This window comes from Prevotella sp. P2-180 (assembly GCF_002251435.1).
Lineage (GTDB): Bacteria > Bacteroidota > Bacteroidia > Bacteroidales > Bacteroidaceae > Prevotella.
Window position 1 is genome coordinate 118,915 of record NZ_NPJI01000067.1, and the last position, 14,875, is coordinate 133,789.

Consider the following 14,875-nt stretch of genomic DNA (forward strand, 5'->3'; position numbering starts at 1 on the left):
TAATCCTTATCTTTGCGCCGACTTTCCAAAATGGGGAGTCGGCGCATTGACTTTATTAACTATATTATAAATATTAACGGCATGACAAATGCTTTATACATCTATGGTAAAACAAAAATAACGACAATATGAAAAAGACATTATTTCAACTTGCGAGTACGACAATGCTGTTCGTCAGTGTTATTGCATTTTATGGTTGCAAGGATTACAAGAAACTTGCAGCCGAGTTTGAAGCTAATCTCCCTGATTCATTGGTATTCCTGATGACCTACGACAATCCGGAGGAAGACATGCATTTGGTTTATTACAAGAATATCGACAATGAGGGTTATGAATGCATACATGAATTATACAAGTATGACCTTGCGACTTCGTCTGTTGATACCATCAGGTTTAACAATATGATAGACGATAGCGAGTCGTTCGATCTGAGAATTCTATGTGACACGAAACACATCGTTGTGTTAGAACAGATATTAGGAGGGGATTATTTCGAGCTCTTCGCATATAACCCCAAAAACGACAAACTCAAGAAGTTCGGACAAGGCACAGCCATTGAGATGCCCAACGATTCCGTTTTGGCATGTGTCGAAACAGAGGAGGATTCCCGCTATATAGTGACGACACACACCTTATATGACTATAAGGGAAAGAGGATTAAATCGAAAACCGACAGGGAGATAAAACCGGAAGAAATCTACGTGTGGCAATGCAAATGGTGCGACAAGATAGTCAATTCATCCCAAAAGCCAGGCGATGCCCCCGGTTCATGCATAGCATCAGAGAGGACCGCTCTCAATGATCTTTTTGACACTGGTTATCAGCTACACAAATTGAACGGAAACCGACATAATTGGATAAATATCGGCAGGGCAAGATGATAAATAGATACTACATATAGCAATGCCCCCTTCCCTAAGAATACCGCCAATAGATTCAACGGCAGGGGACAAACATGCTGGTGGCTCACGCTCATCGGGTGTGAGCCATTCAGCATTAATAAAGGCAACAAATTAAAATGATTACGGCAAATGTTAAAAAAATGGCAGAGGAAGAAAATTCTTGTCCTTTTCTTTGGACATTTGAAATAAATGGACTATCTTTGCGAAGTGTATTCCAACATAGCAATGTCGGTAACACAAAACAAGCAGGAGCACGTATTCACTCCTGCATCCCGACGGCGGGACACAGACAGAATACACAGTTGAACTAAAACGTAACTTAAGAATCAGAAACAAAAGGAATCCGCAGTAGAATGGGACAAAAACCATCGTTGCGTTTCCTCTCAATAAAATCTGAAACAGTACATATTAATATAATTGAGCTTTTAGCTCTTGTCCTCGTCCCTAAGAATATCGCCAAATTTCAACGACAGAGAACAAGCAGACTGGAGGTTCACGCCAACAGGGCGTGGGCTGTTCTATGCTTGTCGGTCGTATGGTCACTTGGCGGTAACCTTTAGGGAAGGCAAACAGAAGAATGGTGTCACGCCTTTTCTTTGTCCACAATCTATCAATTCTAAAAATCACATCTGACTATGTTACGAGGAAAGAAAACATTCAAATGCGACAACTGCGGCCACACCTTCGAGGCCCTCGACATCGAATGGCAAGCTACTGCCTATTCCCAGCCGATGCCCTGCCCCAAGTGTGGCAGCCGACACACCATGCCAAAGTCCCTGCTCTCCTTTATGGAAAAAGGGGCATACAGGAAGATTTGGGAACAAATGGAGAAATAACGACTAAAACATAAAGATAATGAACGAAAACAAACAATTACCTTCCGTAGTAGTACCATGGGTGATAATGGCGCTCTGTCTTTTGTATGGCGTAAGTCCAGTGGATATTATCCCTGACATCCCAATAGTAGGACAAATCGACGACCTGATAATCATGTTATCGGGCAGTCTGAATCTTGCCCAACGCTACATGGAGCGAGCCGACTCTTCCCTCACTTCCATCGTCAAGGTGACCAAGTGGATAGTCATCGCCCTCGGTGCGATAGTTATCCTCCTTCTCGCCCTGTTTGCGGTGGCGATAGTGAATTTGTTTAAGTGATAATAATACCAATTAACAACTAAAGTGAATTATTATGTCCCCCAAAGGAATATTATTAGAATATAAAACAATGCTTGAAAAAAGTGAAAGACAATACCCTAAAATGTATTGTTGTTTATGGAAAGGTGTGAGACCTTTTTTCCAATATTCTTTATCAAAGATTCATATGAAAGATAATGAGGAACCACTTTTTTGTTTGTGGGGTGATTCCGCGAAGGTAGTTCTTACTTCACATAGATTGCATTTTTTTAAGAGTGGTGTTTATTATCCATTCGATTTGAAAGATGTGAATATTAAGAGTTGTATCTCTGGCATTATTGTTAGCAGCGGAGAGTATAAGAGTTTAAAGCAGGTTGTGCTACCTATTAAGTTATTCAAAATATATGATACGGTTTTTTGGACAAATCTTTTTACCAAAATGGCGCAGGCAGCTAAGAGTGTATCAGATTTTACTCGTGGAGATTCCAGTGTCCATAATTTTTCAATGACAATTCCAAGTAATAGCACATATGGTCAGATAAGTAAACCAAATATGCTGAGCAATGAAAAGTTATCCTCCAGGGATAATATTGAGAATGCATATAGTCAACTGATTGAGATAATTAATGATGCATATTCTGATATTGCAGGGTTGAAAGGTGTAAATCGTAAGTTTGACGAAATTAAGAATAATGTCGTATCGGTCTTTAATTCTCAGGTAAAAGATGCAAAAGACCAGTTGGCCAAGGCAAAAAATGAAACTGTTTGGGACAATCTCGTTATCGCTTTCTTTGGAGAGACCAACGCAGGAAAGAGTACCATTATAGAAACATTCCGTATCCTGTTTGATCCAAACCGTAAGAAAGAAGACGGTCTGATTGTTGGAGACGGACAACATGACTTTACAAAAACTTATTGTGAATATAAACTCTCAATAAGTGGTAAACCTTTCACGCTCATAGATGTACCAGGAATTGAAGGAAAGGAAGAAGATTTCCGGGATACAATCAAGACTGCTTTACAAAAGGCTCATATCATATTTTATATCAATGGGCATAATAAGAAACCGGATGAAGCCACTGCCAAGAAAATCAAGAATTATCTTAGAGACTGGGTAAAGGTTTATTCTGTATACAATGTGCGTGGCGGAGTAAGTAATTACGACGAAGAAGAAGAACGAGAGACTTTGTTTACTGAAGGAGTAAAGAAGAATGAGTCACTCATTAAAACGGAGTTTAAGAGAATCTTGGGAGATGTTTATAAAGGCAACTTGACCATACAGGGCAAGTTAGCAATGTGTGCTAAAGCGTCTTTCTCCAAGAAACGTGATGACCTTATTAAAGACCAACAGAAGTTGCTGAGATATTTCGATGGTTCACCAGAAAAAATTCTACAGTTTAGTCAATTCCAAACAATTGTCAATTTGGTAGACGATAAGTCTGCCAATTTCAAAAAGGAAATCATTGAGGCAAATAAGCAGAAGCTGATATCTCTTGCGTCAAGAATTGCTGATGATATTTCTAAAACAATGGTATCCCAAAAAACATATGTAGACAGACTTAAAGGCAATCTTAATGTGGCTGAAAGGGAAATATGCAACAATATGCTTAATAATATTCATCATAATATTTCCTCAACTGTAAAGAATATGATAGATTCTGCTTTTGGAGATTTAAAATCATACGCTTTTGGCTGCATAGATAGAGGAGATTCGAATCTAAAAAGTAAGGTCGAGGTTTATCAACGAAGATATTTAAGAGAATTACGAAATAATATTGCATTTAGTGTAAAAGATATCCTCAGAAAGGTTGAAGAGACATCAAATAGGAAATTGAAAGAACTTGATGGAGTAAACATCAAACAATTGTCTTTTAATACTTATATTGACTTTGATGCAGAAATTGATTTCACGGAAGCGTTTGAAGAGTTGGATATTGATTTCTCGGATGTTGTGAATTTTGTTGGAAAAACAGCTGGGACAGCAGCGGCAGGTGCTGCTATTGGGTCTGTTATTCCAGGATTAGGGACTATGATTGGTGCTGCTATTGGAGGCATCGTAGGTGGAGTCGTTCATGCTGCAAGTGGTGATGGAGGTAAAGCAGATGCAAAAAAAAGCGTATCTGACGCAATTAACAAAGCCAAAGATAAAGCTAACAGAGATGTCAATAAATCCTTGGCATCTGTGTTCCAAAATATAAAGCGAGTAAGCAAAGATCTAAAGGAAGCTATTCAAACAGAAAAGAGAAATATCAATACTTTACAAGAAGCTATTGACGATTTTGATAACGATATTAATAGATATGTGTCACAGTTAAAACAACAGAGATATGGAAGAATTTAATATTAGAAGCAAAAAGGCTGAAAAGCTAAAAGGTCTGAAAAGCATTCTCTCTGAAGGTGTAGGGATGATGCCTGAGTTGAAATCTTATTTGAACAAGATTGACAGTATTATCAATACCTTAAATGATGGTGAGATAAGTGTTGTCCTGCTTGGCAGTTTTGCCGACGGAAAGACCAGCGTAGTTGCAGGACTCCTGGGACGATTGGAAGATAATATGAAGATTGATGTTGATGAATCGTCAGATGAACTGACCATTTATCGCCCGAAAGACTTGAAGAAAGGCTTTAAGATTGTTGACACTCCGGGACTCTTTGGAACAAAACATAAAGAGATTGATGGAGAAAACGTGAAATTTTCCAGTATAACTGAGAAATATATTTCAGAAGCTCACATCATTGTTTATATTTGTGACGCTGTTGTACCATTAAAGGATAGTCATGTAGAGATTCTTAGAAGAGTCATGAGAACTTATCACAAGTTAGACAATACAATCTTTGTAATCAACAAAATGGATGAAGCTGGTTATGACTTGCTTGACCCGGAAGATTTTGCGAGAGGATCAGAGATAAAGAAGAACAATATCATTTCACGTCTTCGTGACAGACTCAATTTGACCCCTGACGAGGAGAATAGGTTGCATGTTGTATGTATAGCAGCCGACCCCAAAGGAAAAGGACTGTCTCATTGGTTTAACAAAATTGATTCTTATTACGAGCGTTCGCACATCAAAGACTTGAGAAATTGTATCAATCAAGTTGTTGATAACGCTGATGTGGATTCTCTTGCAGAATCTTCATATCAAACATCTGTCGAGGACGTAGTAAACAATCTGAGCCAAGCCATTGAAAAAACGTCTAAGCCTATTTATAAGCAAATGACAAAGATACAAGAGAGGCATGTTGAACTAGAAGAAGATCAGAAACAACTCAAAAATGAACTTATCCTCTCCAAGAACGAATTGAGAGACTCTCTCAATACTCTTAAGAATGATATCATCCGAGATATAAATGGTGCTTCTATTGATACCATTGGAGAAATTTTGCAGTCACAAATAGGAGTGGAGAATGAAAAAGTATCTTTCTATGTATTCAATGATAAGGTGAATTCTCTGATTGAGCGTTGTTGTGAGACAAACGCCAAGGCGGTAGAATCAAATATACAATTGTTACAAGAAGAATTCTCGAGGCAAAATGAGATGGTAGATCAACTTGTCGCTAAAGGATTAGGACAACTCAAAAACCTTACCGTTACAGGAGAACAGGTAAAAGCTATTAGAGACATTGTCGCTTCCAGTTACAAATTCAAGCCTTGGGGTGCTATTAATCTTGGGAAAAATATCACGAAATGGGCTGGATGGATAGGTGCTGGGCTATCTATAGGGGTCGAGCTTTATTCTTGGTATAAGAAATATCGTGATGGCGAGAAATTAGAAAAAATGAAGCATGAGTTGGCTAATGCAATTAATAAGACAATGGCAAACCTATTCAAGTCATTTGAGTCGGATGAGTCATATTTCAAGAATTATGCTCCTTCTTATTTGCAAATGTGTCAAGCTCTAAAAGACAGAGAAAAAGAAGTAACTCAGCTTCAACAGAGAGTCAAAGACTTGGAGAAATATAAGCAACGTATTGATGATTGGCGTAATTCTGCTGAATATGCCGATTTTGAAGAGGCTTGATTAATAATAGTTTAACTATATTATTTTTTTATTATGAGCGACATAATTAAAACAGAGAAAAAAGACAAAGGAGTAATTAAAAGAGTACTTGGAGCAGGAGCCGCTATTGCTTCTCTTGTATTAATTCTTATGAAGAAACGAAACTAACAGGTTGTTGCGACAAGACATTCATTTGATTATGTATAACTTCCAACAGCAAATCAAGGAGCGCACGGGGTGGTCGGACGCCATCGTGCGCTTCCTCCACTCCCGTGAGGAGGCGGAGGTTTATATTAGAGCTGGTCTGGTGGAGCGGCGTATTGGCGGAAGGGCTGCGCTTGTACGGACGGATATTGACTGGAGTGCCTTCAACTGCCGACAGGAATGGCTTAAGCAGAAATTTGCCGATTGGGATAAATGGCAGGACTATAACAATGCCGACCTTATTGGGGAAGGATGGCCGCCACGTGACAGCAATGGCGACCCATACGAGCTTCATCATATTGGACAAAGACAGGACTCACCATTTGCCGAATTGACTTGGCAGGAGCACATGGGTGACGGCAACAATGCTATTCTTCATCCAAACAGAGAGTCTGTCATCGACCGCCAGCAGTTTGATGGCGAGAAATCACGCTATTGGCAAGACCGATTCAAGGCTTTCACGAAAGAAGAAATCAAGAGAATCTATATGTAAATTGTTATCCGCTTATGCCACAGATAGTAAACTTAGGAAAGGAACTCGTGCGTATCAATACGCAGAAGAACTGTGTGGAGTATTCGCAGAATGGTGGAAGGAGTTGGGTGACGAGGTGCTGTAACGGCTCGTATGGCGAGTTCCGGGACTTGCTCGTTTATGGCAGTGATTTGCTGGCTTGCACCAGTAAGGGACTTTATGTAAGTACCAACGAGGGACGATCGTTTGCTCCACGCTGCACCAACAGCTCGTACGGCGACTTCCTCAACCTGCAAGATTCAGGAAGGGAACTGCTTGCCAATACAAGCAAGGGACTGTATTATTCGAGGAACGAAGGACGGTCGTGGGTGAGGAGATAGAGAAGAAAATAGTAAAATAATATGGTTATTAGCCTTACTTATGCAGATATTCAGAGCCCTTTTACAAGCATGTCCTCCGGAGTGAAATAAGCGGTGGAGACAGGCGTGTCGGGCCGGGTGCGCAGGAAGAGACACCGAGTTCCTACCTATATTCTTCTACCATCGACATCAAGTCGTAGAACATCAAGCGAGTGCTCAATGTTGCTTCTGAGGTGATATGACGGTAATCTTTCTCCTGTTGCTCTGTACTGAATACTGTAGTGAAGCCATTTTGCTCATAAAACGCCATTGTTTTTGGTGTATTATATGCGTCAACAATCACAAATCTGCATCCAGTCTTGTTTAGGGGTTCGATAAACCAAAGCTTAATGAAATCGAGAACATCACTGCCGATATGCTTTGAACGGAATTCGGAAGAACCTCCCAACCTTGCCACTAATACAGCAGGATAGTCCTTCAAGGCTTTTGCGTGTGGTATTCCAGTCTCAATTTTCTTTCTGCGTGCATTAGGCAAATCGCTTACCCTAACTACTGCATTGGCAAGGGTAAAAGTGCATACGACTTTGTCTGGCTCGTCATTCTTCGAGGTAACCTTTTCGGTTATAAAGGTGCCATATTTGAGAATCTCGTTGCCGACATCTTCACAAAAAAGAGACGCAAGCTTTGTTATTTCTGTAAAGACTCTGGTTTGGAAGTAGATTTTGTCATCCGATATGAAGGAGAATGTACCCTGATAGAGGTAAAGGCCTCAAGTGGCAACGTAAAAAGCACAAAGACCATTCTTGCGCATCTCGAGAAATATCATGTCCATCACGCAATCAAGCTTGGCGATGTCAATATAGGACAGAACAGCAAATGACAATTCTACCCTTGTATATGGCTTTCTTGCTCGACAAGACATAATCATCAAATCGCAAGTTTTATGTTGAACTAGCGGTGACTTACGCTGACATTCCCTAATTATAGCCTGCCACCCCATCTGCGTTCGTTTTTACCACCAAGAGCAACTCCTACCAGCTCTCCAAGGACGACCGCCTGATGCTGGCGCAGAATATCATCGTGTCGCTCAAGGAAATCGACTCCATGACCACCAAGGAGATAAACCAGCTGAAGGCTTTCGTCACCATGCCGAGCGTCCTAAGGTAGATATCGACAATCGCATACCTGGCGCAGACGAAAAGCCCGAAGAACCGCCCTTCTGACCTCTGTGCGTGACAACGTGACAACGTTATATATAGAAAATCCCTAAAAATGGAAATTCGCTTCCTTTAAAGGAGCTTAATTTCCTTTTCCGCGCATTTCTTATATTATATGTTGTCACGTTGTCACGCCCCCTTAATATCTTTAAGCTTTCAGCTTTTAAGACTTTAATCTTTTAATCTTTAATTTTATTGCCCCTCGCAGACGTCTGCAAAGCCCAATGCATATACTTGCGTAGCCCAACGCATATACCTGCATAGCCCAACGCATATACCTGCATTATGAGGGGGAGTTAAGAGGAGAAGTTATGAGAGGGAGTTATACCCCCCCCAAAAAAAATATCAACTCCAAAAATTTATAGAATTATGAAATCAATGTCAAAGGCACAGCTTGCTGAAGCGGCAGGCGTAAATCGGGGTCGTAGGGACAGGTTCCTTGGTTCACTCTTTCGGGTCAATGAACTGAAGTGAACCTGTCCCTGTGATTCAATAAAGTTTTATGTAAATACAATTTTGATAATTATAAAATTTCCAATGCTATTGCCGCACACGCCTCCGCATCCGCCAAGGCATGGTGATGGTTCTTCAAGTCATATCCGCAGCGGGCGGCAATGATGTCGAGGTTGTGGTGTCCTCCCGGCCAATGCTTGCGTGAGGCGATGCAGGTACAGTAAAACTCATAGTCGGGATAGTCCATCTGATAGACTCGGAAAACGGCTTTGAGGCAGCTCTCGTCGAAAGCCTTGTTATGTGCCACCAACGGCAATCCCTCTATGAGAGGCTCTATCTGCTTCCACACTTCGGGGAATATCGGTGCATTCTCCGTGTCAGCGGCACACAGGCCATGCACTTGGCTGCACCTGTAGTTATAATACTCCGGTTCAGGCTTGATGAGGGAATAGAATTTATCCACTATCTCCCCATCCCTCACTATCACTACTCCAACAGAGCACACCGACGATCGCTCGTTGTTGGCTGTTTCAAAATCTATTGCAGCAAAGTCTTTCATATCACTGATTATTTTTGTTTAGTCGCTTTTGGATGCTCATAGAAGAACTCTGAACAGGTCCTCTGTTGTATAATCAGTATCTTCGATAGCATCATCCTTGTGACTTACTGATACTCTATCCTTGTGGCAGTACTCCCGCGAGAGTACTCTGGTACTTAGGCGTGAGTACTGCAGTACTCTGGTTAGAGTACTGGTGTAATAACAGTCAGAGTACTGGTGTAATAACAGTCAGAGTACTATAGTACTCCGTATGGAGTACTGGCTTAATCATACCAGTTGGTGTTCTCCTCATAACTCTCGAACTTCATATCTTCCGTTACCCCAACCTTCTTCAGGGCATCCAGCACTATCCTTTGCTCCTTGGGAGTGAGGGCTGTGTCGCCTCGCCGACGCTCGTAATAGGCGTTGCGTCCGAACTTGCCTATGAGTATTGTCGAGAAGCGGTCGTATTGGTCGGGAAACATCCGCTTCTGGAAGTGGGCGAAGCCGCGGGCGTAGGTAATGGGCTTGTTGCTGCGGAAGAACTTGCACTTGGCATCCTTGATGCATCTGTTTGGGTTCACCACACTCAGAATATCATTCTTTTCCAACATCACGGGATAAACTATCTGATGCAGACAAGTCTCTGCCATCGGACAGTCGCTATGCTGACATACGGCATAGCCATCGGGTATGGATGTATAATATTTCTTTGGCATAGTTTTCTTATTTATTGTTATTCTTTTATGTTGTCATTCTTGCGAATCACATGTGCTGTACCTGTGCCCCTCCAATCAATTATCAAAATTCAAAGGAAGAAGTCCATCTCCTTCGTCGAACTTATCAAAATCCGACTTAAACAAACGGTCTTGTATGATTCGGTATTTCTCAAATTCGCTCTCTGCATATTCCTTCGCATATTCTGTCGTAACTTGACCAGCATCATTGAGTACTGCATCTCCACCAGCTTCAAGAACAATGTCTATTCGTTTAGCCCAGTCCTCCATTGTCATAGGAATGTGTCTGTCAGCCATACGTTGTGCAAAGTCAAGAATTGAGTTGACCAGTTTACCCATGTCGTCAAGTTCTTTCTCTTTGAGATAATTCTTGGCAATGCTCACGTCAGCCTTGACAATTTTTCCGTCAGGTGCTTTCTCCCAGGTTGTTAGGCCCATGTGTTCTTTTGATGCATCAGCCCGGTCAACAATCAGCTCCGCAGCAGTATGCCCGTGTACCGCAAAGTGCATTTTGTTTTGCATCTTCTTGTAGAACATTCTTGTTGTGGGAGCATCCCTGTTGTAGTCAATGCTGGTGGCATAAATGTCTGTTAGCTTCTGATAGAATCGCCGTTCGCTCATGCGTATCTCACGGATTTCAGACAGCAGATGCTCAAAATAATCCTCGCCAATGAACGCCCCGTTCTCCATACGCTTCTTATCTATGATATAGCCTCGGAGTGAGAACTGGCGGATGACATAAGTACACCATTGGCGGAATTGTGTAGCACGGATGGAGTTGACACGATAACCCACGCTGATGATGGCATCAAGGCTATAGAGTTCCACCATACGTTTGACTTCTCTGTTGCCTTCCGTTTGAACTATTTCCATTTTGGAAACAGTTGCCTCTTTCTTCAGTTCTCCCTCCACAAAGATATTCGCAAGATGCTTGTTGATGGCAGGAATGCCAACATCAAACAAGGCTGCCATTGCCTTTTGGGTAGCCCAAATGGTTTCGTCCTTGTATAATACCTGTATGCCATTCTCCTTCCCTTCGGCTACGAAGGTAAGAAACTCTGCGGTACTATTTCGTATTTCTCTTTTCATTGCCATCAGTTTTGATTTTTATTATTCCATGATTGGTTGTCATCGAATTTAATCCGTACTACTATTTGGGGTGGTATGCGACGGGACAGTCGCTATGCTGACATACGGCATAGCCATCGGGTATGGATGTATAATATTTCTTTGGCATAGTTTTATTATTTATTGTTATTATTTTATTTTGTGAATCAGAGGTGTCTGTCCCTGCGACCCTTAGTCCTCTTCCATTGTTCAGTCCTCCTGCTCATAGTAATATGAATAATCAATTCCCTTCATGAACATCTCGCGACTGTCAATCTCATCGGTGAGTGCACCTTTCAGTAACTGCTTTGACCGTCAATAGTATTGTCACTATAAGTAAACCAATCAAGAAACTCGTTTGCACGGTTGTTCGGATAGTGCTTGGCTAACAGCAGGACACCATTGTCGTCCATTACATCTGCCACACGCTTCTTGCCATCAGGGCCAACTAATTTGAACTCGTGAGTGTCACTCACGGGTTGAACGCCCTGTGCTGCAAGTTTCTTCTTCAACCAACGCCAATAGTTACCTGCTTTCACATAGTCGGTTTCATTGTTGATAGCGCGAACTATATCTGTAGCAGAGTAGTACCATCTGCTATCATCGTCGCTCCATATCGCACGAACCTCCTTATTATTATAAAACCGAATAGATATCTTGTCCATTGCCTTGTCTTTATCAATTTGCGAGACGTGTCTCACGCCCTAAAACGGCATGGGACCGTCGACGGGGGGAATGGTGGAAGGGTCGAAGGGTGTGTAGTCGGGAGACTGAACGGGTGGGGTGTCGCCATTGATGCGCGAACCCATTATCTCTCCTTCGTTGGCCGGAAGGGAACGGTGGAGTGAGGAGTCTTCGGGATTCTCGAAACGGGTGAACTCGCCGCGGAAGGTGAGAAGAACGTCGCCGGTGGCTCCCTTACGGTGCTTGGCTATGATAATCTGGGCCATGCCGTGAAGGTCGCGGCCTTTCTCGTCCTGATAGATGTGATAGTATTCGGGACGATGGACGAAGAGCACCATGTCGGCATCTTGCTCTATGGCTCCCGACTCGCGGAGGTCGCTGAGCTGCGGACGCTTGCCTTCAAGGCCCTCGCGGGACTCTACTCCACGGTTGAGCTGACTGAGGGCGAGGATTGGGATGTCGAGCTCCTTTGCCAGACCCTTTAGCGAGCGCGAGATGGTGGACACCTCTTCCTGACGGCTGCTGAAACGCATGCCGTTGGCATTCATGAGCTGAAGGTAGTCGATCATGATGAGCTTTACGCCATGTTCGCGCACCAGTCGGCGTGCCTTTGTGCGTAGCTCGAATACCGAAAGGCCAGGAGTGTCGTCGACGTAGAGCGGAGCGCCGATGAGGCCGTTGATGCGCTTGTCGAGGCGGTCCCATTCGTCGGGCTTGAGCTGTCCGTTGAGTATCTTGCTACCCTGTATCTCGCAGCAGTTGGATATCAGTCGGTTGACAAGCTGGACATTGCTCATTTCGAGCGAGAAGAAGGCTGTGGGCACCTTGAAGTCTGCCACGATATTCTTTGCCATGGAGAGGGCAAAAGAGGTTTTACCCATGGCTGGACGTCCTGCAATGATGACAAGGTCGGAAGGCTGCCAGCCGCTGGTGATGTCGTCGAGCTTGTGATATCCGGTGGGCACACCAGTGAGTCCGTCTTTGTTTGCCGCAGCCTTCTGTATTACTTCGATGGCATTGGTAATGACGGGGTCTATCTGCGTGTAGTCTTTCTTCATGTTGCGCTGAGAAAGCTCGAAGAGCGAGCCCTCGGCTTCCTGCATCAGTTCATCTACGTCCACCGTTCCGTCGAATGCTTTTGTCTCTATGACGCTGGCGAAGGAGATGAGTTGGCGTGCGAGGAATTTCTGCGCCACGATGCGGGCATGGTACTCGATGTTGGCCGACGAAGCCACGTTGGCTGCCAGTTCGGTGACGTATATCGGTCCGCCCGCCTTCTCTATGTTGCCGTTACGTTCCAGTTCGTTGGTGACGGTGAGGATATCCACCGGTTTTTCTGCCATGCTCAGGCTTCTGATGGCTTCATATATGAGCTGGTTGCGCTGTTCGTAGAAACTTTCGGGATATAATATCTCGCAGACCACGGCATAGGCGTCGCGGTCTATCATGAGTGCTCCGAGCACAGCCTTCTCCACGTCGAGAGCCTGTGGCTGCAGGTGTCCGTAGGTATTGTCGACTGGTGTTGTCTTGCTTGTCTTCCTTGTTTTTGCAGTATTGTTGTCAGCCATGTGTGAAAATGATGAATATTAGAGTGACACTTTCTTTTTCACAGCCTTGCTCTCGTTTTGCATTCTGTCGAGAGAGGTGACCATGTATGTGTATTTCCTTTTTCCAGATTCGTAAGGCAGTTTATAGAAGGTATCGGTGGTGATGGCGATGATTTTTGCCGGGTTATCGATATCGCATTTCTCCCCTTTTTCAAATCTGTAAACCACATATTTCTCGGCCTTGTCTTTCCAGTTATGTCCCTTTGGCGCAGTCCAGAAGAGGATGTATCCGTCGGAGGTCCACACTGCTTTCACCTTTCGTGGCTTTTTGGGTGCCTTGCCGTCGATGAAAGGCATGAGGGGCTGGAGGGCTGGTGTCTTCCAGTATTGTTCGCGCAGGAGGGTGCCGTAGTTGCCCACGTTGTCGACGGCGGCTTTGGCATACCAGAGCACGGTGCCTTTCACGTTTCTCATCTGCATGTGGAGGTTCATCTTTGCCGGTAGCTGATGGCTGTTGACATTTGAGGGGTCGGGGTATTTCACCGTGCGTTCCACGTCCTCGCCAATGTATAGAGGCCTGCCGCCGGCATAGTGGTTCCACCATTCTATGAGTGTGGTGTAATCGGCTGTGGGGTGGCCTATCTGCCAGTATATCTGTGGCACGCAATAGTCTATCCATCCGTTGTTTATCCATAGAAGCACGTCGGCATAGAGGTCGTCGTAGTTCTGAAGACCTTTGGTGTTGCTGCCCATTCGTGAACTTTGCTTGTTGCGGTAGATGCCGAAGGGCGACACGCCGAACTTCACCCAAGGCTTGGTCTTGGCGATGGTCTCGTGGAGCTGGCGTATGAAAAGGTTGACGTTATAGCGTCGCCAGTCGCCCAGGTCGGTGATTCCGTTGGACATGGTGCTGAACTCTTTTTTGTCGGGTATGGATTGGCCTGCCACGGGGTAGGGATAGAAATAGTCGTCGATGTGGAGTCCGTCGATGTCATATCGTTTCACTATGTCTTCCACGACGTTGCAGATGTAGTTGCGGTTTTCGTCGAGTGCAGGGTTCATGATGAGTTGTCCGTCGTAAGAGAACACGCGTTCGGGATGTTGTGAGGCCACATGGTTGGCAGCGAGCTGCGACGTGGTCTTGGTCTTGGCGCGGTAAGGGTTTATCCATGCGTGTAGCTCCATGCCGCGGCGGTGGCACTGTTCTATCATCCACTGCAGCGGGTCCCAATAGGGTGAGGGAGCCTTACCTTGCTGTCCGGTGAGGAAGCGGCTCCAAGGCTCTATGCTGCTTTGGTAGAGAGCGTCGCACTCAGGTCTTACCTGAAAGATGATGGCGTTGCATCCGTCTTTCTGTAGTTCGTCGAGTTGGTAGGAGAGGGTGGACTGCATTTTTTCTGTTGACATTCCTAGGAACTGTCCGTTGACGCATTGTATCCATGCTCCCCTGAATTCACGTTTTGGTTGTGCTACGGCTGCAATGGTTGCAATAAGCATTGCGAGTAATAGTTTTGTTCTCATGG

At 44.0% G+C, this 14,875-nt stretch carries 14 protein-coding genes and 1 pseudogene; 8 read left to right on the forward strand and 7 right to left on the reverse strand.

Going from position 1 to position 14,875, the window contains the following annotated elements; genetic code table 11:
* Window positions 1-128: 128 nt before the first annotated feature.
* The 7 genes from CIK98_RS09660 to CIK98_RS09690 all read left to right on the forward strand — a co-directional run bounded on the left by CIK98_RS09660 (window position 129) and on the right by CIK98_RS09690 (window position 7,090).
* Entirely contained in the window at window positions 129-881 is a 753-nt protein-coding gene (locus CIK98_RS09660; protein WP_141210498.1) for a hypothetical protein, read from the forward strand.
* Window positions 882-1,537: 656 nt separating this feature from the next.
* Window positions 1,538-1,738: a zinc ribbon domain-containing protein gene (locus CIK98_RS09665; protein ID WP_094384027.1), complete on the forward strand. Its 201-nt coding sequence runs from the start codon at window positions 1,538-1,540 to the stop codon at window positions 1,736-1,738.
* Between the two features lie 19 nt (window positions 1,739-1,757).
* Window positions 1,758-2,057 (forward strand): YkvA family protein, encoded by a 300-nt coding sequence (locus CIK98_RS09670; protein WP_094384028.1) that lies wholly within the window; start codon window positions 1,758-1,760, stop codon window positions 2,055-2,057.
* 70 nt (window positions 2,058-2,127) lie between these two features.
* On the forward strand, window positions 2,128-4,377 hold the full coding sequence (locus CIK98_RS09675; RefSeq protein WP_172409895.1) for a GTPase domain-containing protein: 2,250 nt from the start codon (window positions 2,128-2,130) through the stop codon (window positions 4,375-4,377).
* Entirely contained in the window at window positions 4,364-6,055 is a 1,692-nt protein-coding gene (locus CIK98_RS09680; protein WP_094384030.1) for a LeoA/HP0731 family dynamin-like GTPase, read from the forward strand. The genes CIK98_RS09675 and CIK98_RS09680 overlap by 14 nt, the downstream gene beginning before the upstream one ends.
* A 178-nt stretch (window positions 6,056-6,233) precedes the next feature.
* Entirely contained in the window at window positions 6,234-6,731 is a 498-nt protein-coding gene (locus tag CIK98_RS09685; RefSeq protein WP_094384031.1) for an HNH/ENDO VII family nuclease, read from the forward strand.
* A 14-nt stretch (window positions 6,732-6,745) separates the two neighbouring features.
* Complete coding sequence (locus CIK98_RS09690; protein WP_094384032.1) at window positions 6,746-7,090, forward strand: hypothetical protein; 345 nt, start codon at window positions 6,746-6,748, stop codon at window positions 7,088-7,090.
* A 142-nt stretch (window positions 7,091-7,232) separates the two neighbouring features.
* On the opposite strand, the gene CIK98_RS09695 is transcribed toward CIK98_RS09690, so the two are convergent.
* The gene (locus CIK98_RS09695; RefSeq protein WP_141210499.1) at window positions 7,233-7,604 is read right to left on the reverse strand and encodes a GNAT family N-acetyltransferase; all 372 of its coding nucleotides are present in this window, start codon (window positions 7,602-7,604) and stop codon (window positions 7,233-7,235) included.
* Here CIK98_RS09695 and CIK98_RS09700 point away from each other — a divergent pair.
* Complete coding sequence (locus CIK98_RS09700; protein WP_216358968.1) at window positions 7,560-7,949, forward strand: DUF4143 domain-containing protein; 390 nt, start codon at window positions 7,560-7,562, stop codon at window positions 7,947-7,949. The two genes, CIK98_RS09695 and CIK98_RS09700, sit on opposite strands and share 45 nt — an antisense overlap.
* Before the next feature lie 860 nt (window positions 7,950-8,809).
* Here the strand turns inward: CIK98_RS09700 and CIK98_RS09705 are convergent.
* The 6 genes and pseudogenes from CIK98_RS09705 to CIK98_RS09730 form a co-directional block, all read right to left on the reverse strand.
* Window positions 8,810-9,298: a 3'-5' exonuclease gene (locus CIK98_RS09705; protein ID WP_094384034.1), complete on the reverse strand. Its 489-nt coding sequence runs from the start codon at window positions 9,296-9,298 to the stop codon at window positions 8,810-8,812.
* Window positions 9,299-9,561: 263 nt separating this feature from the next.
* A complete protein-coding gene (locus CIK98_RS09710; protein ID WP_094384035.1) occupies window positions 9,562-9,996 on the reverse strand; it encodes a DUF6078 family protein in 435 nt (144 codons plus the stop codon).
* Window positions 9,997-10,071: 75 nt separating this feature from the next.
* A complete protein-coding gene (locus tag CIK98_RS09715; protein ID WP_094384036.1) occupies window positions 10,072-11,109 on the reverse strand; it encodes a virulence RhuM family protein in 1,038 nt (345 codons plus the stop codon).
* 317 nt (window positions 11,110-11,426) lie between these two features.
* Window positions 11,427-11,786 (reverse strand): annotated as a pseudogene (locus CIK98_RS09720) (cell filamentation protein Fic); the annotation flags it as partial.
* Window positions 11,787-11,825: 39 nt separating this feature from the next.
* Window positions 11,826-13,373, reverse strand: a complete 1,548-nt coding sequence (gene dnaB, locus CIK98_RS09725) for a replicative DNA helicase (protein ID WP_094384037.1) — start codon at window positions 13,371-13,373, stop codon at window positions 11,826-11,828.
* An 18-nt stretch (window positions 13,374-13,391) separates the two neighbouring features.
* Window positions 13,392-14,873: a glycoside hydrolase family 10 protein gene (locus CIK98_RS09730; RefSeq protein WP_094384038.1), complete on the reverse strand. Its 1,482-nt coding sequence runs from the start codon at window positions 14,871-14,873 to the stop codon at window positions 13,392-13,394.
* Window positions 14,874-14,875: the final 2 nt, after the last annotated feature.